The organism is Arhodomonas aquaeolei DSM 8974 (assembly GCF_000374645.1).
In the GTDB taxonomy this organism is placed as follows: Bacteria; Pseudomonadota; Gammaproteobacteria; order Nitrococcales; family Nitrococcaceae; genus Arhodomonas; species Arhodomonas aquaeolei.
In genome coordinates, this window is the sequence record NZ_KB894804.1 from 167284 (window position 1) to 187962 (window position 20679).

Genomic DNA, 20679 nt, shown 5'->3' on the forward strand with positions numbered 1-20679 from the left:
AGCGGATCCGCGGCGGGCACGGCCCCGCGAGCCCGGGGTGCCGGGGCGGAGGTCACGGCTTCAGCCTGCACATCATCCAGAACGGATCGGAATTCGACATGACTAGCCGGAAAACACTCTGCGTGGCGGGAGCCAGCGGCCTGGTCGGCTCCAATATCGTCAAGGCGGCACTCGAACGGGGCTATCACGTCAACGGCACGATGCGCGATGCCGGCGACGACGATAAACGCCGCTATCTCATGGCATTGCCGGGGGCCGGGGAGCGGCTGACGCTGTTCTCCGCGGACGCCGGGGACAGCACGAGCTTCGATGCCGCGCTCGAGGGGGCCGATGCGGTGTTCATCGCCTGCCTCCCGCCGATCTATCGGGCGCAGGACGGCACGCCGGCGAGCGGGCTCGACCGCCAGCGGGGCTACGACGAGATCGTCCGACCCGTCGAGGAGGGATGCCTTAACGTCCTGCGCGCCACCGACCGCCAGGGGGTCGGCAACGTCATCCTGTGCTCCTCGACCTCGAGCACCAACCCGCCCGAACCCGTCGCGGTGAAGACCGAGGCGAACGCCGTCTCGGATCCGGAGCGGCAGATCGCGGCGGGAAAGTTCACCGCCGCCGAGAAGATCGTGATGGAGCGCGCGGTCCGCGAGTTCTGCGAGGGCCACGGCCAGCGGCTGTGCATCCTCCTGCCGACCATGATGCTCGGGCCGGTGGTCCTGCCCCGGCACCTCGAGAACGGCAGTCACAGCCTCCTCGTGCGGCTGAGCCGCGGTGAGCAGGGCTGGCATCAGTCCGTGCCGGCGGGGTCCATGTCCGTTTCCCACGTGGCCGACGTGGCCGCGCTGTTCCTCGCCGCTTACGAGGATCCGCGGGCGCAGGGCCGCTATTTCGCCGTGTACGACAGCTGGTCGTGGCGTGACCTCTATGCGGAGTTCGCCCGGCATGTGCCGGCGTCCGGGCTGCCTGCGCCGCTCGACGGCGAGCCCGAAGCGCCGACACGCTTCGATTTCACCCGCCGCGACAGCCTGGGTGTGGCCATGCGCGATATCCCCACGACCATCGCCGAGACCTGCGAGTGGCTGAAGGGCCATCCCTTCGGCGGTGCCGTCGGGCAGGGGTAGGGGCACCGGCCGCAGGGACGTTCCCACGGCATTGATCGCGTCATCTTCGTCGTACACAGGCGGCACGCCCTTTCTGGCCACGATCGATAGAGGCCCCGGTCCATGGTGTCGGGGTTGCCTCTGCGGCGGCCGATGGCCCTTCATCCGGGCGTCGCCCTGATCGTGATGCGCCATGACCGCCGTTCCCATGGCAGCGGCCGTGTCTACCCCGGGCAGGGCGCATATCCTCGCATCCGGTGATGGTGTCTTCTCGTTTTCGTGCGCTCCGGCGGTGCGGCGGTACCGGTGAGGGCGGGTGCAACCGAATTGACATAGTGTTGATTCGACACTAAGTTGGAGGCTCCTGTACGTGGAGGGACACGACGGTGCGCGAGGCGGAGGCGGTGTGCCCGGCCGGCTGGCTGGGGGTGTCCGCGGATGTGGTGGTCTTCAGTGTCGGCGACGACGCGTTGCGGGTGCGCCTGCAGCGCCGGCACCGCACGCCGTTTGCCGGCAGCCTGGCGCTGCCCGGCACGCTGCTTCGCGACGATGAGTCCCCGGAGGAGGGGGCCCAGCGGGTGCTCGGCGGCGACGTGGGACTGGACCGTGTCTACCGCGAGCAGCTCTACACCTTCGGCCGTCCCGGACGCGATCCCCGCGGGCGGGTGGTGGCGGTGGCGTACTTCGCGCTGGTGCCGGCGAGCGTGGCGGCGGGGCTGCCGGACGGGCCGGACGCCGCCTGGCACGCGGTGGACGCGCTCCCGCCGCTCGCCTTCGATCACGCGGAGATGGTGGCCATGGCGCACCGCCGGCTGTCGGCCAAGCTCGCCTATTCCACCATCGCCCTGGAGCTGATGCCGGAGCGTTTTACCCTCAGCCACCTGCAGGGCGTTTACGAGGTCATCGGCGGCGAACCGCTGGACAAGCGCAACTTTCGCAAGCGCATTGGTGCGCTGGAGTGCGTCGAGCCCACCGGCGAGACCTACCGCGCGGGCAATCACCGCCCTGCGCGGCTGTACCGGCGCCGGACACCGGGCCGGGTCGAGATCATCAAGTGACACCGGGTGCGTCCCGGTGTGGGGAGGACTGGCGATGAACAACGCCGAGCCGGCACGCACCGGCACACACCTGCGGGCCGAGGCCTTCAGCGCGGACGAGACCCTGCGCGCCGGTGAGGCCGATACCCTGCGGGCACGCATTCGCGAGCTGCTCGAGGCCCGCGACGCGGTGCTCGTGGCGCACTACTACACGGCCCCGGAGATCCAGGCCCTGGCGGACGAGACCGGCGGCCACGTCTCGGACTCCCTGGACATGGCGCGCTTCGGCGCGGATCACCCTGCCTCGACCCTGGTGGTGGCGGGCGTGCGCTTCATGGGTGAGACCGCCAAGATCCTCACCCCGGACAAGCGCGTGATCATGCCCGAGCTGGAGGCGACCTGTTCGCTGGACGAGGGCTGCCCGCCGGACGAGTTCGCCGCCTTCTGCGACGCCCACCCGGAGCGCACGGTGGTGGTCTACGCCAACACCAGCGCGGCGGTGAAGGCGCGTGCGGACTGGGTCGTGACCTCCAGCATTGCGGTGGACGTCATCCGGCACCTCCACGCGCGCGGCGAGCCGATCCTCTGGGGGCCGGACCGCCACCTCGGCGATTACATCCGCCGCGAGACCGGCGCGGACATGCTCCTGTGGGACGGGGCCTGCATCGTCCACGAGGAGTTCAAGGGTAGCGAGCTCGAACAGCTGCGCTCGCGCTACCCCGATGCGCCGGTGCTGGTACACCCGGAATCGCCGCGTTCGGTGGTGGAGCAGGCGGACGTCGTCGGCTCGACCTCGCAGCTGCTGCAGGCGCTCACGACCTCGTCGGCATCGCGGTTCATCGTTGCCACCGACAACGGCATCTTTCACAAGATGCGCGAGGCCGCGCCGGACAAGGAGCTCATGGAGGCGCCCACGGCGGGGCGCAGCGCCACCTGCCAGAGCTGTGCCCACTGCCCGTGGATGGCGATGAACGGCCTGCGCAACCTCGCCGGTGCGCTGGAGCGCCTGGACAACGAGATCTTCGTGGACGAGGCCGTGGCCGAGCAGGCCCGGATCTCGCTCGGGCGGATGATGACCTTCGGCCGCGAGCGCCGCCAGGCCGTTCTGGGCAACGGCGACGCCTGAAGGCGGCGGCGATGGCGGGGTTGCCCGTCTAAACTGTCCATAAAGGCATCGTCCGGAGACAGTGCTATGGGCAGGGGCAGCGCGTTGGTCGTCGGGGTTGGCCCCGGGCTCGGTGCGGCGCTGGTACAGCGTTTCGCCGCCGGTGGTCTGAACGTCGCGATGATCGCCCGCGGCGCCGAGCGGCTGGCCGATATCGCCGCCGGTATGGACGCCGACGAAGGGCAGGTCCTTCCCTATCCCTGCGATGCCACCGACGAGGCCCAGGTGGCAGCCGTGTTCGACGCCGCCGACGCCGAGCTCGGTCCGGTGGAGGCGGTGGTGTACAACGCCGGGACTTTCGAGCCCGGCGGTATCCGCGACATTTCCGTGGCCACCTTCGAGCGGTGCTGGCGGGTGGGGTGTCTGGGTGGTTTCATCGTCGCGCGCGAGGCCGCGCGTCACATGGCACCGCGGGGACGGGGCAGCCTGCTGTTCACCGGGGCCACGGCGGCATGGCGCGGCGGTGCCGGGTTCGCCACCCTCGCGGTCCCCAAGTTCGGCATCCGTGCGCTCTCCCAGAGCCTGGCCCGGGAGCTCGGGCCCGAGGGTGTGCACGTGGCCCATGTCGTCATCGACGGGCGCATCGGACCGCCCGACGGGGTCGCCGACAACGACCGGCTCGAGCCCGCTGCGATCGCCGAGAGCTACTGGCAGCTCCACTGCCAGCCCCCCAATGCGTGGACCCAGGAGCTCGACCTGCGGCCCGCCACGGAACGTTTCTGACCGGCCCACCGAGTGACGGCACCGGTGCCAGCGGTTATGGTGCGGGGCACCGTGGGTGTCCGGCACCCGTTTCCGGCCTGGTTGGCGACGACAGGGATAACGGCATGCAAGCAGTACCGATCATTCAGGTGGATGCCTTCACCGCGACGGCCTTCGGCGGCGTGGCCTGCGCCGTGGTACTCGACGCGGATGGCCTCGACGACGAGATGATGAGCACGCTCTCCGACGAGCTGGGCGTCTCCGCGACCGTGTTCGCCATGGATCCGGAGGACCAGACAGTGGCCGAGGTGGGGGCACGCTCGTTCGTCGGGCGCGAGGAGGTGCCGCTGTTCGGCCACCTCGCGGTGGCGCTCACCCATGCGCTGCTGACCAAGGGACGCCTGGCGCGGGGCGACGGGCACATCCAGCGCCTGGGCATCGAGACCAACCACGGCGTGGTCGAGATGGACGTGACCCATTCCGGCGGGGATATGCCGCTGCTGTCGGTCACGCAGCCGCCGCCGGATTTCTTCGAGGCCCAGGATCCGGCAGAGATCGCGACGGTATTCGGCCTGGAGCTCTCGGACCTGCGGGATGACGCGCCGGTGCAGACGGTGAATACCGTGATCCCGCACCTGATGGTGCCCGTGGTGAGCGAGGACGCGCTGCGGCGCGCCCGTGTCCGGCTCGACGCCTATGCCGAGCTCCACCGTTTCGGCGGTTTCGTGGGGGCCCATCTGTTCGCCCTCGGGGGCGCCACCGACAGCGGTGACGTGTTCTCCCGCCATTTCGGCGCACCACCGAACGCCTTCGAGCACAGCTTCAATGGCTCGGCAAGCGGCGGCCTGGCGGCCTACCTCTGGCACCACGGACTCATTCCGCACGCCCGTTTCTCCGTGGAGCAGGGGCACTGGCTGGGCCGGCCGGGTGAGGCCTGGGTCGAGGTCCAGGGTGAGCCCGAGGCGATCCGCGGTGTCCGCGTTGCCGGGCGTGCGGTGCAGGTGATGGAGGGGCTGATGCTGGTCCCCGACACCGGGGATGGCGACGACGGGTGAGCGAGTGGCTGATTGACGGGCCGGGGGGCGCGGCGGTCACGGTCGTCCTCGCCCACGGCGCCGGTGCCGCCATGGACACACCGTTCATGACGCACATCGCCGGAGGGCTCGCCGCGGCGGGCCACCGCGTGGTGCGTTTCGAGTTCCCGTACATGGCGAGGCGGCGCGAGGACGGTAAGCGACGTGGCCCGGACCGGCAGGAGACGTTGCTCGGGTGCTACCGCGAGGTCGTCGCGGCGGTGCGCGAGCGCTGGCCGGGGACCGTGGCCATCGGCGGCAAATCCATGGGCGGACGCATGGCAAGCCTGGTCGCGGACGAGCTCGGCGCCCGGGGACTGCTCGTCCTCGGCTACCCCTTCCATCCCCCGGGCCGGCCCGAGCGGCCGCGGGTCGCGCACCTGGCGGCGCTGTCGACACCGGCGCTGATCCTGCAGGGCGAGCGTGACCCGTTCGGCCGGCCGGACGAAGTCGCGGCCTACGAGCTCGCCTCCACCATTGCGGTGACCTGGGTGCCGGACGGCGATCACTCCTTCAAGCCGCGCAAGCGCAGCGGCGAGACCGAGGCGGGCAACCTTGACCGGGCGGTGGCCGCCAGCGCTGCCTTCCTGGCGCGGCTCGCCTAGTCCCCGGAGACGCCGATGCGGTTACGCCCGCCGTTCTTCGCCGCATAGAGCCCGGCGTCGGAACGCTCCAGTGCCCGTGCCGCCGTATCGTCGCTGCGTACCTCCGTCACGCCTGCCGAGATCGTGATACCGATTTTGTGCTCGCCGGTTTGGAAGTGCTCGTCGCGTATCCGTGCCAGCAGCTTGCCGGCGGTGTGGCGGGCCTGCTGCAGGTCGGTCTCCGGCAGCAGCACCACGAACTCCTCGCCGCCGTAACGGGCGAGCAGGTCGATGGCGCGCACCTCTGCCTGAAGCCGGCTGGCGACGGCGGTGAGGATGCGGTCGCCGGTGACGTGGCCGTAGGCGTCGTTGACCCCCTTGAAGTGATCGATGTCGAGGATGATCAGTGACAGGCGCCGGCCGTAGCGCTGGCGTCGCGCCAGCTCGACGGCAAAGCGCTCCTGGAAGGCCTTGCGGTTGTAGATGCCGGTGAGGGCATCGGTGGCCCCGCGGTTGCGTTCCTCGGCAAGGCGCCGACGAAGCTCCGCGATCTTTGCCTCGCTCTCGCGCAGGCGCCTGCGGTACGGGCAGGCCCTGCACGCCGTGCTCTGCCGTCCGGGGCTGCAACGCTGCAGCAGCGCCAGGGCGCGGAGGGCAAGGCGTCGGGGGATGTTACCGGGGATGGTGCGTGTGATTGGCCTGCCGCGCTCAGCCTGCTCGTCCTGAGCCATTGATCCCTACCTCTGCGCACGTCCCGTGCATCCGTGCGCGGCACGGGGGGCTGGTTCTGGCGTGTCCCTGCACCGGTGCCATGCAGTCGCGGGGTTTACGCGGGTGCATGGCTCGCGCCGCCATTGCGTCGTCCTTTCCCGGGGCGTTCCCGGTAATGGGACATGGTCGACATGACGCGATCGTCTGCCGCCCGGTATGCTCGTTCACTTATGGTCAGCCATAAGCCACCGCCGCCGCGCGATTGGGTATCCGCCCGGTGTGTCCATACTGCGGTGTCTCCGTGGCTCAAGGCGCACGGGCCGGCACGTTGCATGCGCCGACACGGTCTCCGGCCGTCCATTCCGTGACGCCGGAGTCCCGGATAAGGGTGAGACTGCCTTATCCGGGAGTTTCGTGTCAATGGTTTCCGGGCGTGTGTCGCAACCGGGGTGGCCCGGGCGTGCCAGTGGAACACGACAATGCCTGACGAAGGAAAAAACAACGACATGGCCGGCCGTTCACACGGGGGTGCATCGACGGATGCCGGCGCCATTGGGGCTCGCATATCCGAGATTGCCGCGCACGTCGGGGGCAAGAAGGCCCTCGCCGCGCGGGCCGGTGTCTCGGAGAGCCATCTCTATCGTTATATCGCGGGGGCCAGCGAGCCCACGGCGGGGCGCCTGGTGGCCCTGGCCCGGGCCGGCGGTGTGTCCGTCGCGTGGCTCGCGACCGGCGAGGGGGCGCTGGAGGTATCCGGTACCGTACGCGAGGCCGGGCCCCGATACGCCGCGGGGGAATACACGCCGATCCGTGCCGCGGACACGATGCCGGTGCTGGCGCTCTCATCGGCGTGGCTGAACGCGGAGGGACTGTGCGCCGAGGCGCTGGTCGTGGTCACGGCCAGCGGCGACTCCATGGCCCCGACCGTGAACGAAGGGGATCGCCTTCTCGTCGACACGACCCGGCACGATATCGGCGACGACGCTGTGTACGTGCTCCGCGTCGACGGTGCGCTGCAGCCGAAACGCCTGCAACGGGACTGGTCCGGCGGGGTGTGGGTGCGATCGGACAGCCTCCGCTACGCGGATCAGCACGTTTCCGGCGCGGCCCTGGCGGCCCTGGATGTGGTCGGCCGGGTGATCTGGATAGCGCGACGGGTCTAGCCCGGCACCGCGTTCGCTCCGCGTCGTCGTGGTTGACGTTGGTGACGCGGCACTCGCCGGGTGTCAACGCAGGCGCACGGCGATCCGGTCGCGTCCGGCGCGCTTGGCGTCGTAGAGGGCGTGGTCCGCGCGTTCGAAGGCATCCGTCATGTCGTCGCCGACCTGGACCTCGGTCACACCGGCCGAGATCGTAACCGGGACGGCCTCCGGGCCGCCGCCGTCGGGGCGCAGCCGGCGGACGGCCTCCAGCAGCCGGTCGGCGCTCTCCCGTGCCGCGTCCGCGTCCGTTTCGGGCAGCAGCGCGACGAACTCCTCCCCGCCGTAGCGGGCCATCATGTCCGTGGTGCGCAGGGCGGCGCGCAGCGTTTCCGCCACGGCCACGAGGATCCGGTCGCCGGCGAGGTGGCCGTGGATATCATTGACGCGCTTGAAGTGATCGATATCCGCGACGACCAGGGCGAAGGTCCGGCGGGTGCGCTGCTGGCGGGCCAGCTCATCGGAGAAACGCTCCTCGAAGGCCATGCGGTTGGGGACGCCGGTGAGGGTGTCGGTGGCCCCGCGGCTGCGCTCCTCGACCAGGCGCCGGCGTAGCTCGGCGGTCTCGGCCTCGGCCTCCTGCAGCCGGCCGCGCAGTGCGTCCGCCTCGGATTCCGCCGCCGCCACGCGCTCGTGCTGACGCCGGGAATAGGTCCGCAGGGTGTCGACGATGTGCGCGAGCCGTGATTCCACGCGCTGCATCGGGACGTCGGCGGTCCCGCCGGAGACCGCCTGACGGATGTCCCCGACGTGCTGGCGGACGTGGTCGCTCATGGCGTCGTGGTCGGCGATGGCCTCCGCGCGCTCGCTCTCGGCGTGGCGGAGGTGGCGGTCCAGTGCCGCGAGCTGGCGGGCGTAGGTGTTGAGCCCCTGCTCGAGCAGCCTGGCCTCCGAGCGCAGGTCCCTCTCCAGCAGGGCGTGGAAGCGGTGCACGCGCTCGGCGCAGTCGGTGTCGTCGCCAAGCTCTTCGGCGAGGGTCCCCCGGTGCGCGCGGCTGGTTTCCGGCAGCGCATCGGTGGTGAACAGGGCCGCCAGCGCCCGCCTGAGTGCAGCGGTGACGGAGCGGCGCCGGCGGGCGTGGAGCCAGTCGCAGAGGCGAGGGAGCAGGGCGCGGGCCATGGTCGCCCGTTAGTGCCCGTCGTGCAGCGGCGGGGTGAACTGCAGGCTCATGTCCCAGGGGAAATAGATCCAGGTGTCCTGGGAGACCTCGGTGACGAAGGTGTCCACCACCTCGCAGCCCTGGGGCTTGGCGTAGACCGTGGCGAAATGCGCCTTCGGGAGCATGTCGCGGACCTCGCGCGCGGTGCGGCCGGTGTCCACGAGGTCGTCGACGATGAGCACCCGCTCGCCGCTGCCGGCGCCGAGGTTGGTGACGGCGTCGGTGACGTGCTTGAGCACGACCAGGTCACCCTGGGTGTCGTAGTCGTGGTAGGAGGCGACGCAGACGGTCTCTATAAGCCGGATGCCGAGTTCCCGGGCGACGATGGCCGAGGGCACGAGCCCGCCGCGGGTGATGCAGACCAGGGCGTCCCACTGGCCGACGCCGGACAGACGCCAGGCCAGGGCCCGGGCGTCGCGGTGGAGCTGATCCCAGGAGACGGGAAAGGCCTTTTCCTGTGGGTGTGGCACCATGGTCGTCGAGTACCTGCAGCGGGGTTGGGGCGGCACATTATCGTCAAATCGGCCCGCGCGGCCAATACCGGAAGGCCGCCCCGCCCGGTGTCACCGCTTGCAGCTGCCGTCCGGGGCGGCATGGATGTCGTCGCCCGGGATGACGCTGACCTGCTTGTAATAGTCCCAGGCCGAGGTGCTGTTCAGCGGTGATTTCACCTGCATGAGATAGAAGTCGTGGACCATCAGCCCGTCCTCGCGCACGTGGCCGTTGTGGGCGAAGGCGTCCTCGATGGACATGCCCCGCAGCGTGTCCGCGACGCTCCGGGCGTCGTCCGTGCCGGCCTTCCTGGCGGCGCGGAGGTAGTTCAGCGTGGCCGAGTAGGTGCCCGCGTGGATCATGGTCGGCATCGCGCCGGCGCGCTCGTAGACCGCCTGGGCGAAGGTGCGCGAGGCCTCGTCGAGGTCCCAGTAGAAGGGGGTGGCGAGCTGCAGGCCCCGGGCGACGTAGAGCCCGAGATCGCGGACATCGGTGAGGAACATCAGCAGCGCGGCGAAGCGGTGCTCGTCGTCCACCAGGCCGAGCTCATAGCCCTGGCGGATCGCGCGCTGGGTGTCCTCGCCGCCGCTGGCGAGCGCGATCACGCCGGCCCCGGAATCCTCCGCGGCCGTCAGGGGCTCGGTGAGGTCGGTGGCCTTGTACGGGTAGCGTGCCGCGCCGAGGACCTCGCCGCCGGCCTGCTTGACCAGCCCGCGTGCGGCGGACTCGATGGCGCTGCCGAAGGCGTAGTCCGCGGTGACGAAGAACCACTCGTCGCCACCGTCCCGGGTGACCGCCGAGGCCACGGCGTTGGCGAGGGCGTAGCTATCGAAGCCCCAGTGGAAGGCGAGCGGCGAGCAGTACTTGCCGTGCAGTGCCGAGGCGCCCGCGCCGGTGGGCATGACCACCACGCCCTGCTCGGTCGCATAGCGCTGTACCGGGATTGCCGTGTTGGAGCGCACCAGGTCGGTGATCATGTCCACGTGGTGGGTCTCGACCAGTTCCCGCGCCGCCTTCAGTGCCTGATCCGCATCGCTGCCGTGATCCATGGCGATGATACGGATGGGGGCACCGTCGATATTCCCGCCCAGGCGGTCGGCGGCGACCTCGGCGGCGACCACGCTCAGCTGGCCGGCGTCGCCGCGGGAGACGCCGGAGAGGTCGGTAAGCACCCCGATGCGGATCTCACCGTCGGAGAAGTCGGCATGGGCCGTGGCATACGCGCCGCACAGCACCAGGGCGAGCAGTCCGCGAAGCATCGCGCGCATGGATGATCTCCTTGCTGGCCGGCGCAGTCCATTCCCTACCGCGCCTTATTGTTCGGATTGGGCCGTGTTGCCGCGACGGCGCGTATCCGCGCGGCTACGCACGACTGTAGCATTTTGGCGGCGTGGCGGTCGCCGGCGTGTGAGCAACATCAAGCTTTGATGGATCCACGGTCTCATCCGGTGCCTGATCGCCGTGTGTCCGTATGCCTTGCGGGTGCAACGGGCCCTTGCCGGGCGGCACCGCGGTCCGGTGAAGGGGCGTTCCCGGCATACCGGGGTGAGGACGGGCAAGCGTCCGGGTTAGTATGGCGGCACGCCTTTCACCTCCCGGAGGAGTCGCCGTGGCGGACACCGCCCCGCTGGTGCCGGCCGGTCCGGCGCGTGCCGAGACCTTGGTGCGCAAGAGCCGGTTCATCGCTCACGCCGAACGCGCGGAGACGCGCGGGGAGGCGTTCGCCGTGGTCGATCGGCTGACCGCGGAGTTCCCGGACGCGCGCCATCACTGCTGGGCCTACCTCGTCGGAGACCCCGAGGGGGCCGCCTCCGCGGCGGTGAGCGATGCCGGTGAGCCTTCGGGTACCGCCGGCCGGCCCATCCTCGGTGTGATCCAGCACAAGGGCATCGCCGACGTGGTGGTGGTCGTCGTGCGCTATTTCGGCGGTATCAAGCTGGGGGCCGGCGGCCTTACCCGGGCCTACGCGGGTGCCACGGAACAGGTGCTATCGGCGCTCGAGCTCACGCGTCACCGGCCGTGCTCCCGGGTCCGCCTGCATATGGGCTTCGCGGTCGAGCAGCCGCTGCGCCACTGGGCCTCCGGTCACGACGCATGGCCGTGCTCGGTCGACTACGGCGAGGGGGTGGTCATGGAGCTGGTGCTGCCGGACGACGAGCTGGAGGCGCTGTCGGCGTTCTGCGGCGCGCAGGGCGTCCGTATGGAGGCGCCCTCCGCCGCCCCGGGGACGGGCGGCGAGGGGCGCGGTTGATGGCGGGTGGAGCTCACCCGCCGGCCTCGTCACCCCAGATGGCTTCCAGCCGCTGGTCGCGTCCGCAGCGCAGGCGATAGTACTTGTAGCGGATCGGATTCTTCCGGTAGTAGTCCTGGTGATAGTCCTCCGCCGGATAGAACGCCGAGGCGTCGACCACCGGTGTGACGATGCGGTGATCGAAGCGCTGCGCCAGCCGCTCCTTGCTCTGCTCGGCGAGACGGCGCTGCTCGTCGTTGTGCACGAAGATCGCCGTGCGATAGGAACGGCCGCGGTCGCAGAACTGTCCGCCGGGGTCGAAGGGGTCGACGTTGCGCCAGTACACCTCGAGCAGCCGCTCGTAGCTGATCTTCGCCGGGTCGTAGACCACGCGTTCCGCCTCGTAGTGACCCGTGCCGCCGCTGCCGACCTGGCGGTAGGTGGGTCGCTCGACGTGGCCGCCGGTATAGCCGGAGATCGTCTCACGCACGCCGTCGAGCTTGTCGAACGGCGGCTCCATGCACCAGAAGCAGCCGCCGGCGAAGGTCGCCACCGCGAGTCCCTCCGGTGGCGGGCCGGCCGCGGGCTTGCCCATGCCGGCGGCGCCTGCGGCGGTGGTGACGGCGGCAAGGAGGATTACGGCCAGCCGGCGCATCATGCCGGGGCCTCCCCGGCGGGGACGAAATCAAGCGCCACGCCGTTGAGGCAGTAGCGCAGCCCCGTGGGCTCCGGACCGTCCTCGAAGACGTGGCCGAGATGGCCGCCGCAGCGGCTGCAGTGCACCTCGGTGCGCACCATCACGAGCAGGCGGCGGTCCTCGCGGGTGCCGATCGCGCCGTCGATGGGGGCGTAGAAGCTCGGCCAGCCGGTGCCGCTGTCGAACTTGGTCTCCGAGCGGAACACGGGCTGGTCGCAGCCGGCACAGGTGTATACCCCGGCGCGCTTCTCGTGCAGGAGCTCGCTGCTGCCGGGTGCCTCGGTGTCCTCCTCGCGCAGGACCTCGTACTCGCGTGGGGTCAGCCGCTTGCGCCACTCCGCCTCGCTGAGCTCCAGGGGGAACTCGCCGGCGGCGCGGGCGCTCGGCAGCAGCCGCCACACCCCGGCGGGGATGATGGCCGCGGCCCCGAGGGCCGCGAGCAACTGGCGTCGTGTCATGGCCATGCCTTCTCTCCGCTGACCTTTACCGTTTCGACAGCCCCGTCCCCGGTATGTTCGCCGGGGGCGGGCGGCCATGGGAATGACCGTGTCAGTAAGGCTAGCGCGGGGGCTCCAGCATGTGCATACGGGGCTTTACGGACCCCGCCCGCCCTCGTTGTTCAGCGCGCCGGCGGGGCGTCCTCCTCCTCGCGCACCTGCGCGGCCATGCCGGCGAGGTCCGGGAAGAGGAAGTCGACCGAGGGCCGTTCCGGCACCTCTGCGGTGGCCCCCCAGCTGCCGCCACGGGACAGGCCCTGGCGATCGATCCAGCATCGGGCGAGGCCGGCGTGGCTGGCCGGGACGTGGTCGTGGAACAGGCTCTGGGCGGTGTGCAGGATCTGCTCCGGGGCGATGCCGTGGTCCTCCCGCAGCCGGTTGACCATGTACTCGAAATTGCCGGGGGTGGGCTTGTAGGCGCCCATGTCCTCGGCGGTGTAGATGGCGTCGAAGGTGACCCCGAGCTTGCGATTGGAGGCGGCGAAGCCTCCGTGGTCCACGTTGGAGAGGATCACCAGCCGGTACGAACGGGCGAGCGAGCGCAGGGCGTCGGCGCTGTCGGGGAAGGCGGGCCAGTGAGGCACGGACTCGCCGAACGCCCGGTCCAGGGCCTCGTCGCTGCGCAGCCCGAAGCGCTCGACGAAGCGCTCGTGGACACGCCGCAACAGCTCGGGGTAGCGCATCCCGGGGGTCTCGGCCTGCTGCGTGCTCTCGAACTCGGCGAAGGCGGCGAGGCCGGTTTCGCGGGTGATTTCCGTGCAGCCGTTGGCGTGGAGCACCGGCTGCAGGGCGTCCCAGATCCCGCTCTCCCAGTCGATCAGCGTCCCGTAGCAGTCGAAGGTGAGCACGGAGAAGTCGGTCAGTCGACGGGTCATGGCTTGCATCTCCTCTGCGTCCTGAGGCCGCAGTCTGGAGCGTGGGGCGGAGGCCTGTCTTTGCCCGTTGCTGCCGCCGTTTGTGCCTGGGCTCCGCCTTTATCGCCGGCCACCGTGGCGGCGGCGGTAAGCGGCCGGCGGCATGCCCGTCTCCCGGCGGAAGGCGCGGGTGAAGGTGCTCTGGTCCGCGTAGCCGGAGGCCAGGGCGATCTCCGCGAGCGGCCGGCGCGTCGTCTCCAGCAGCCAGCGTGCGTGGTGCAGGCGCTGCCGGGCGAGATAGCGGCCCGGCGAAGTCCCGAAATGCGTATCGAACAGCGTGAACAGCCGGCTGGTTCCGACACCGGCCTCGCGGGCGATCGCCGCCACCGTGAGGGCCTCGCTGCAGTGGGATTCCATGAACCGGATGGCCCGCGCCAGCGGCCGTGGCAGGGCGGCGGGGACCGTGTCGAGGCCCCGGGCGAGGGTCTCGACGATCATCGATCCGGTGACCTCGGAGCGCACCCCGCCGAGACCGTCCGGGCCGATGCGCTCGGCCATGAAGCGGCACAGCCCGTGGAGGCTGGCGTCGAAGCGCACGAAGGGCTGTTCGGCGGCCGCCTGCCAGAATTCGCGGCCGTTGCCGGGGGAGGGCGGTGCGGTGATGTCGAGGATCAGGAACGCGTTGTCACCGCTGCCGGCGAAGCCGTGGGGCCGGCCGCGGGGGATAACGGCGGCACAGTCGCCGGTGACGTCGCCGCCCCGGCCGTCCACGTCCATTTCCAGTGTGCCCGCCAGCGGCAGCACGACCTGGTGATGGGGATGAGCGTGGTGGTGTGTCTCCCGCGCGTAGCGCCGCAGCGCCAGGTGTGCCGGTTCCGTGGGGACCGTCATGACCGTGTCCTCCGGGCCGGCGTTCGCCGCCGGCCATGTTCAGCCGAGTACGAGTGCGTCGTCGTCGACCTCCTCGCCGCGGACCTTCTCGAACATGTGCAACAGGTCCTCGACCTTCATGCCGCGGCGCTCCTCCCCGCTGACGTCGAGCACCACCCGCCCCTCGTGGAGCATGACCGTACGGTCGCCGTGGTCCAGCGCCTGACGCATGGAGTGGGTGACCATCAGTGTAGTCAGCCCGGACTCTCCCACGAAGCGGTCCGTCAGGCCCATGACGAAGTTCGCGGTACGCGGGTCCAGCGCCGCAGTGTGCTCGTCGAGCAGGAGGATGCGCATGGGGTTCATGGTGGCCATCAGCAGGCTCACGGCCTGGCGCTGGCCGCCGGAGAGCAGGCCCATGCGGTCGCCGAGGCGGTCCTCGAGGCCGAGGTTGAGCTCCGCGATCCGCTCGCGGAAGGCGCGGTGGCGGCCGCCGTCGACCGCGCGGCGCAATCCGCGGCGGTGGCCGCGGGCGCAGGCAAGGGCCAGGTTCTCCTCGATGGTGAGGTCTTCGCAGGTGCCGGCCATGGGGTCCTGGAACACCCGGGCGACCAGCCCCGCCCGTGCCGATGTGCTGCGGCGGGTGACGTCGTCCTCGCCGATGAGCACGCGGCCGGTGTCCGTGCCGGTCTCGCCGGCGAGGACGTTGAGCATGGTGGACTTGCCCGCGCCGTTGGAGCCGATGACGGTGACGAACTCGCCCGTGGGGATGTCCAGGTTCAGGCCCGTGAGCGCGTGGGTCTCGATGGCCGTACCGGGATTGAAGGTGACGTGGATGTCCTCGAGACGGATCATCAGCCCTGTCCCCCCTTGTTGGCCGGAGTGGCCCGGGCCCGGCGCTGCATGGCGCGCTTGGTGCGCAGGCCCGGCAGCACCATGGCGACCACGACCAGCACCGCGGTGATGAGTTTGAGGTCCTGCGCCTGCAGGCCGATGAATTCGGCGTTGAGCGCGAAGGCCACGGCGAAGCGGTAGATGATCGAGCCGATCACCGCGCCGATGACCGCGCGCACGATCGTCTTCGGCGGTACCAGCGCCTCGCCCACGATCACCGCGGCCAGGCCGATCACGATGGTGCCGATGCCCATGGTGATGTCCGCTGCGCCCTGGATCTGGGCGAACAGCGCGCCCGCGAGTGCCACCAGGGCATTGGACAGCGCGATGCCGAGCAGCGTCATCCGCCCGGTATGAATGCCCTGCGCGGAGGCCATGCGCGGGTTGGCACCGGTGGCGCGCATGCCGAGTCCCATCTCCGAGCCCAGGAAGCGCGTGATCAGGTAACCGGTGACGAGGACCACGACCAGGAGCACCGCGGGATTGAGCCAGTAGTAGGGGATGTCCAGGCCCTCGAATGCGGAGAAGACCGTGGGCTCGCCGAGCAGTGCGACATTGGGCCGGCCCATGATGCGCAGGTTCACCGTGTGCAGCGAGATCATCACCAGGATGCTCGCGAGCAGGTGGAGGATGCGCAGGCGCACGTTCAGCCAGGCGGTGACCAGCCCGGCGCCGGCCCCGGCGAAGAAGGCGGCCACGGTCGACAGCCAGGGGTTCACGCCGGCGAGGATCAGCGTTGCGGCGACGGCGGCGCCCAGCGGAAGGCTGCCGTCGACGGTAAGGTCGGGGAAGTTGAGTATCCGGAAGCTCAGGAAGACGCCGATGGCGACCAGGCCGAACAGCAGGCCGGTCTCTATGGCGCCGAGAATGGCGATCTGACTCACGTCGCTGCCCTTTGCGTCATAACCGAAGGTGCCGGTCCGGGCCGGCCACGCCTTGTGGGCGCGGCCGGAAAACGGCCGGTGGCCGGGCGCCGGCGTGGTGGCCGGCGCCGTTCGGACCCGGCCGCGGGCCCGCGCGTGTTATTCGACGATCTCGTCGGCGTCGTCGAGCACCGACTGGTCGAACTCCAGCCCCATCTTGCGGGCCGCCGCCGGATTGAGATGGATCCGTGTCTTGTCGACGAACTCCACCGGGATATCCCCGGGGGCCTCGCCCTCGAGGATGCGGGCCACGATGGCACCGGTCTGGCGGCCGACGTCGTAGTAGTTGAACCCGATACCGGCGGCGGCGCCGCGGCTCACGATGGTGGTGTCGCCCGTGAAGATCGGGATGTCCGCCTCCATGCCCACCTTGGCCACCGACTCGAAGGCGCTGATCAGGGTGTTGTCGGTGCCGATGTACATGGCGTCCACGTCGCCGACCAGTGAGCGGGCGGCGCCGAGCACGTCCGCTGTTGACGGGGCGGCCGCGGTCTTGACCTCGATGCCGTACTCCGGCGCGGCCTTCTTGATCGCGTCGACAAGCACGACGGCGTTGGGCTCACCGGGATTGTAGGGAATGCCGAGGGTCTCGAGCTCCGGCATTACGCGCTTGATGAACGCCAGGTGCCTGGCTACCGGCGTCATGTCGGAGACGCCGGTGACATTGCCGCCCGGATGGTCGAGATCGTTCACCAGCTTGGCGTTGACCGGGTCGGTCACCGCGGAGAAGACCACCGGGATCCGTCCGCGGGCGGCGGATACCGCGGCCTGTGCCGAGGGCGTGGCGATGGCGACGATCACGTCCGGGTCGTCGCCCACGTACTGCCGGGCGATCTGTCCGGCGATGCCGACATCGCCCTGGGCGGTCTGGAACGCCCAGTCGAGGTTGTCGTTCTGCTCGTAGCCGCGCTCGCGCAGCTCGTCCAGCGTGCCATCACGCACGGCGTCCAGCGCCGGGTGCTCGACGATGGAGGTCACCCTGACGGTCGCCGGGGCCGCGGCCGCGGGGCCCGCGATCAGTGCCATGGACAGCGAGGCGGCCCCGAGCAGGCCGCGGACGAGGTTTTTGCCGATCATTCCCTTTCCCCCTGGCTGGTGTTGCCGGCGCCGACGTGTCCCGGCGAAGGCGTCGTGCGCGGCGCCGTAAGCCGCCAATTCTGCCGCAAAGGCCGACGCGGGCAAATACCGCCGGCCGTAACGAAAAGAGCCCGGGGCGCCGCCCCGGGCTCGATCGGGTCTCGAGGTTTCCCGCTTCGGGAAGCCTACTTCTTCTCGGCCTCGTCGAACAGCTTGGTTACCAGATCCAGCAGCTCCTGGCCACTGTCGCCGACCTCGTCGACGAAGACCTGGCGCACCGGCTTGGCGAGCTCGCGGAACTGGTTCCGCTCCTCGTCGGAGAGCCGGATGATCTCGATGTCGCTGTTGGACTTGATGATATCCAGGCGCTTGCTGTTGAGCTCCTGCTGCTTGTCGTGGATATAGCGCACGAGCTCGTCGGTGGCCTCCTTGATGAGCTGCTTACGCTCGTCGGACAGGCCGCTGTACCAGTCCTGGTTCGCCATCGCGGTGGCCACGAACTGCGCCTGGTTGGCGAAGATCATGTAGTCCTGAACCTCGTAGAAGTTCATCTCCTCGTGGGCGAAGACCGGCTGGATGTTGCCCTCGGCCTGGCCCTGCTGGAGGGCGCTGTAGAGCTCGCCGTACTCGATGGTCGTCGGCGACGCCCCATAGGCGCGGTAGGTCTCGAGCAGCAGGCGGTTGTCCATCACGCGGATGGCGAGACCTTCCATGTCGTCAGGGGTGTGGATCGGCTTGTTCGCCGTCCAGACCTGGAAGCCCTCGGGCACGATCGCGATCGGGTGCAGGCCGCGATCCTGGAACGCGTTCTGCCACGGGTCACTCTCCAGGAACTCGGGGGAGTTGAGGACCTTGGTGGTCATCCACTCGTCCTGGGGCAGGATGAAGTTCAGGCTGAACAGCTGGCTCTCGGGCACCGTCCCGCCGAGGAAGCCGGAGCCGAACGCGAGCTGGATGGCGCCGCTCTGGACGGCATCGTAGATGTCGGTGAGCCCGCCCAGCTCGCCGTAGGGATAGAGCTCGACGGTGACGTCGCCGTCGGTCTTCTCCTCGATGATGTTCTTGAACTCGGCCGCGTACTCGTACTGAACGCTGCCCTCGATCTCTTCGAGACCGAAGCGCCAGGTCTCCGCACTGCTCGCTGTTGCCGCGAACGCCAGGCCCAGGCCGAGCGCCGCGATGGAGATGGACTTGTACAGCCGCATGGGTAAGGACCTCCTTTCTGATTGGCTGTTCTCGTTCGTGTCGAGGCTCCCCGGTAACAGTAACACAGGGTTTTCGGCCGTCCAGCGAGTAGGCAAACCCGGATTCTTGGTTTATGGTCAATTAAGGTTTGACCAGCCGCGGCGGGGGAATTCGCTATGACGCAATCCGGTGATGGTGCGGCGGGACCGCGCAGTCACAACGTCTTTCTCAGAGGGTTGGCGACGCTGGACCGCTGGCTCGGCAACATAGAAAGGCTGATAGTCGGCGGCGGTATCCTGGTCATGGCCATCGTCATGAGCGGGCATGTCCTCGGAAGACTGATCTTCGGCGAAGGCATCCCCGGCACCAGCGAGATCACCGAGCTCCTGATCATCCTCATCACCTTCATCGGCGTCAGCTACGCCGCCCGCTCCGCCCGCCACATCAGCATGTCCGCCCTCTACGATCAGCTCGGCGGCACCGCCCGCAAGGGGCTGCTCGTGCTGATCTGTCTCGGCACGGCCGCGCTGATGTTCTACCTGGCCTTCGAGTCCGCCGACTACACCCTGGCGATCTACGAGCGGGGGCGCACCAGCTCGGCGCTGACCATCCCGCTGTGGATCGTCTACCTCGCCGCGCCCATTGGCTTCACCCTCGCCGGCGTGCAGTACGTGCTCACCGCCGTGCGCAATCTCGCCAGCCACGAGCTGTATCGCTCCTTCACCGAGAAGGAGGAGTACGCCGAGGTTCCCGTCGAGGAGGAGGGTGCCGCGGCCGGCACCACGACGAATCAGAATAACGGCGCCTGAGCGGGCGCATAGGCTAGAGAGCAAGGGGAGCGCGCCGGATGTTGACCTGGCTTGTTGTGACGATGATCGTGCTGCTGCTGCTCGGGTTCCCGATGATGGTCCCGCTGGCGGCCGGCACGCTGTACATGATGTTCACGGGGATGACCTTCTTCGGGCCCGACCAGGGTGTGAGCTGGATGATCTCCGGTATCGGCACCTGGGTGCTCGCGGCGGTGCCGATGTTCATCTTCGCCGCGGACATCATGACCAAGGGGCACACCGCCAACCGGCTGCTGGACCTGGTCTCCGCCTTCACCGGCCATCTGCGCGGCGGCCTGCCGATCACCACCGCGGCGAGCTGTGCGGTGTTCGGCGCGGTTTCCGGCTCGACCCAGGCCACGGTGGTCGCCATGGGCGGGCCCATGCGCCCGCGGCTGCTCGAGAAGGGCTACACCGACAGCTTCGCGCTGGCGCTGATCATCAACTCCAGCGACATCGCACTGCTGATCCCGCCGAGCATCGGCTTCATCGTCTACGGGGTGATCATGCCCGGGGCGTCCATCGGCGACCTGTTCATCGCCGGTATCGTCCCCGGCCTGCTCATCCTGCTGCTGTTCTCCGTGTACTGCTACATCGGCTCGCGTGTCCAGGGCATCGAGCCCGAGCCGCGGACCCCGTGGCCGGAGCGCTGGCAGTCGATCAAGCGCGCGCTGCTGCCGCTGGGCTTCCCGGCCATCGTGGTGGGCGGCATCTACGGCGGTTTCTTCAGCCCGGTGGAGGCCTCGGCGGTGGCGGTGGCCTACGCCTTCGTGCTGGAGGTGATCATCTTCCGTCAGGTCACGCTGCGCGATCTCTGGGACCTGGCGCTGTCCACGGGCATGATCACCGCCGTGGTGTTCATCCTGGTCGCGGTGGGCGCCGCGTTCTCGCAGACCCTGGCGACGGCGCATATCCCGGAGCAGGTCCTCGGCCCGGCGGTGGACAGCATCGGCGACAACCAGATCGCCGCGCTGTCGCTGATCGCGCTGTCGTTCTTCATCGGCTGCATGTTCGTCGACCCGATCGTGGTCATCCTGATCCTGGTGCCGATCTTCAAGCCGCTGGTCGACTCGGCCGGGCTGGATCCGGTGCACGTGGGCGTGATCGTTACCCTGCAGGCGGCGATCGGCTCGGCCACGCCGCCGTTCGGCTGTGACATCTTCACGGCGATGGCGGTGTTCCGGCGGCCCTATTTCGACGTGATCCGCGGCACCCCGCCGTTCATCCTGATCCTGCTGCTCGCCACTGCGCTGCTGATTGTCTTCCCGGAGCTGTCGCTGTGGCTGCCCTCGTTCGGGGCGCAGTAGCAGGCCTGCCTGGGAGCGCCGCCGGCCAGGCGGCGCCCCAGGTCCGGGGCGCAAAGGTGTTTCACAAGGGCAGAGACGGGGCCGCATGCCGGCCCGGGCGGC

At 69.6% G+C, this 20679-nt stretch carries 22 protein-coding genes; 10 read left to right on the top strand and 12 right to left on the bottom strand.

The features are described 5' to 3' along the window. Window positions 1-98 precede the first annotated feature (98 nt). The 6 genes from C516_RS18940 (at window position 99) to C516_RS0107635 (ending at window position 5676) form a co-directional block, all read left to right on the top strand. The gene (locus tag C516_RS18940; protein ID WP_040409329.1) at window positions 99-1115 is read left to right on the top strand and encodes an NAD-dependent epimerase/dehydratase family protein; all 1017 of its coding nucleotides are present in this window, start codon (window positions 99-101) and stop codon (window positions 1113-1115) included. Between the two features lie 365 nt (window positions 1116-1480). Next, window positions 1481-2152, top strand: coding sequence for an NUDIX hydrolase (locus tag C516_RS0107615; RefSeq protein WP_018717771.1), 672 nt, complete (start codon window positions 1481-1483; stop codon window positions 2150-2152). Window positions 2153-2186: 34 nt separating this feature from the next. After that, complete coding sequence (nadA, locus tag C516_RS0107620; RefSeq protein ID WP_018717772.1) at window positions 2187-3257, top strand: quinolinate synthase NadA; 1071 nt, start codon at window positions 2187-2189, stop codon at window positions 3255-3257. Between the two features lie 66 nt (window positions 3258-3323). After that, on the top strand, window positions 3324-4019 hold the full coding sequence (locus C516_RS0107625) for an SDR family NAD(P)-dependent oxidoreductase (protein ID WP_018717773.1): 696 nt from the start codon (window positions 3324-3326) through the stop codon (window positions 4017-4019). Between the two features lie 104 nt (window positions 4020-4123). Continuing rightward, on the top strand, window positions 4124-5053 hold the full coding sequence (locus C516_RS0107630; RefSeq protein ID WP_018717774.1) for a PhzF family phenazine biosynthesis protein: 930 nt from the start codon (window positions 4124-4126) through the stop codon (window positions 5051-5053). Next, window positions 5050-5676 (top strand): alpha/beta family hydrolase, encoded by a 627-nt coding sequence (locus C516_RS0107635; RefSeq protein WP_018717775.1) that lies wholly within the window; start codon window positions 5050-5052, stop codon window positions 5674-5676. Before C516_RS0107630 ends, C516_RS0107635 begins: the two co-directional genes overlap by 4 nt. Here the strand turns inward: C516_RS0107635 and C516_RS18945 are convergent. Continuing rightward, complete coding sequence (locus tag C516_RS18945; protein WP_018717776.1) at window positions 5673-6386, bottom strand: GGDEF domain-containing protein; 714 nt, start codon at window positions 6384-6386, stop codon at window positions 5673-5675. The two genes, C516_RS0107635 and C516_RS18945, sit on opposite strands and share 4 nt — an antisense overlap. A gap of 486 nt (window positions 6387-6872) precedes the next feature. Between C516_RS18945 and C516_RS0107645 the strand changes: the two genes are divergently transcribed. Further along, complete coding sequence (locus C516_RS0107645) at window positions 6873-7529, top strand: XRE family transcriptional regulator (protein WP_018717777.1); 657 nt, start codon at window positions 6873-6875, stop codon at window positions 7527-7529. Between the two features lie 63 nt (window positions 7530-7592). Here the strand turns inward: C516_RS0107645 and C516_RS18950 are convergent, their stop codons facing one another. From C516_RS18950 to C516_RS0107660, 3 genes are all read right to left on the bottom strand, one after another. After that, complete coding sequence (locus C516_RS18950; protein ID WP_018717778.1) at window positions 7593-8684, bottom strand: GGDEF domain-containing protein; 1092 nt, start codon at window positions 8682-8684, stop codon at window positions 7593-7595. A 9-nt stretch (window positions 8685-8693) separates the two neighbouring features. Further along, a complete protein-coding gene (gene gpt / locus C516_RS0107655; protein WP_018717779.1) occupies window positions 8694-9197 on the bottom strand; it encodes a xanthine phosphoribosyltransferase in 504 nt (167 codons plus the stop codon). 90 nt (window positions 9198-9287) lie between these two features. Further along, entirely contained in the window at window positions 9288-10484 is a 1197-nt protein-coding gene (locus C516_RS0107660) for an ABC transporter substrate-binding protein (protein WP_018717780.1), read from the bottom strand. A gap of 341 nt (window positions 10485-10825) precedes the next feature. Here C516_RS0107660 and C516_RS0107665 point away from each other — a divergent pair, with 341 nt between their 5' ends. Next, on the top strand, window positions 10826-11467 hold the full coding sequence (locus C516_RS0107665; RefSeq protein WP_018717781.1) for an IMPACT family protein: 642 nt from the start codon (window positions 10826-10828) through the stop codon (window positions 11465-11467). Window positions 11468-11480: 13 nt separating this feature from the next. On the opposite strand, the gene msrA is transcribed toward C516_RS0107665, so the two are convergent. The 8 genes from msrA to C516_RS0107705 form a co-directional block, all read right to left on the bottom strand. Then, entirely contained in the window at window positions 11481-12104 is a 624-nt protein-coding gene (gene msrA / locus C516_RS0107670) for a peptide-methionine (S)-S-oxide reductase MsrA (protein ID WP_018717782.1), read from the bottom strand. Next, a complete protein-coding gene (gene msrB, locus C516_RS0107675) occupies window positions 12101-12607 on the bottom strand; it encodes a peptide-methionine (R)-S-oxide reductase MsrB (RefSeq protein WP_018717783.1) in 507 nt (168 codons plus the stop codon). The genes msrA and msrB overlap by 4 nt, the downstream gene beginning before the upstream one ends. Window positions 12608-12762: 155 nt before the next feature. Continuing rightward, window positions 12763-13515 (bottom strand): haloacid dehalogenase type II, encoded by a 753-nt coding sequence (locus C516_RS0107680; RefSeq protein WP_018717784.1) that lies wholly within the window; start codon window positions 13513-13515, stop codon window positions 12763-12765. Window positions 13516-13614: 99 nt separating this feature from the next. Next, complete coding sequence (locus C516_RS0107685; protein WP_018717785.1) at window positions 13615-14385, bottom strand: helix-turn-helix domain-containing protein; 771 nt, start codon at window positions 14383-14385, stop codon at window positions 13615-13617. Window positions 14386-14424: 39 nt separating this feature from the next. Next, the gene (locus C516_RS0107690) at window positions 14425-15219 is read right to left on the bottom strand and encodes an ABC transporter ATP-binding protein (RefSeq protein WP_018717786.1); all 795 of its coding nucleotides are present in this window, start codon (window positions 15217-15219) and stop codon (window positions 14425-14427) included. Beyond that, window positions 15219-16142, bottom strand: coding sequence for an ABC transporter permease (locus tag C516_RS0107695; RefSeq protein ID WP_018717787.1), 924 nt, complete (start codon window positions 16140-16142; stop codon window positions 15219-15221). Before C516_RS0107695 ends, C516_RS0107690 begins: the two co-directional genes overlap by 1 nt. Window positions 16143-16280: 138 nt before the next feature. Next, window positions 16281-17258, bottom strand: a complete 978-nt coding sequence (locus C516_RS0107700; RefSeq protein ID WP_018717788.1) for an ABC transporter substrate-binding protein — start codon at window positions 17256-17258, stop codon at window positions 16281-16283. 185 nt (window positions 17259-17443) lie between these two features. Further along, entirely contained in the window at window positions 17444-18463 is a 1020-nt protein-coding gene (locus tag C516_RS0107705) for a TRAP transporter substrate-binding protein (protein ID WP_018717789.1), read from the bottom strand. Between the two features lie 156 nt (window positions 18464-18619). On the opposite strand from C516_RS0107705, the gene C516_RS0107710 reads away from it, so the two are divergent. Both C516_RS0107710 and C516_RS0107715 read left to right on the top strand, forming a co-directional pair. Beyond that, a complete protein-coding gene (locus tag C516_RS0107710) occupies window positions 18620-19252 on the top strand; it encodes a TRAP transporter small permease (RefSeq protein ID WP_026321020.1) in 633 nt (210 codons plus the stop codon). A 38-nt stretch (window positions 19253-19290) separates the two neighbouring features. Further along, complete coding sequence (locus C516_RS0107715; RefSeq protein ID WP_018717791.1) at window positions 19291-20577, top strand: TRAP transporter large permease; 1287 nt, start codon at window positions 19291-19293, stop codon at window positions 20575-20577. Window positions 20578-20679 lie beyond the last annotated feature (102 nt).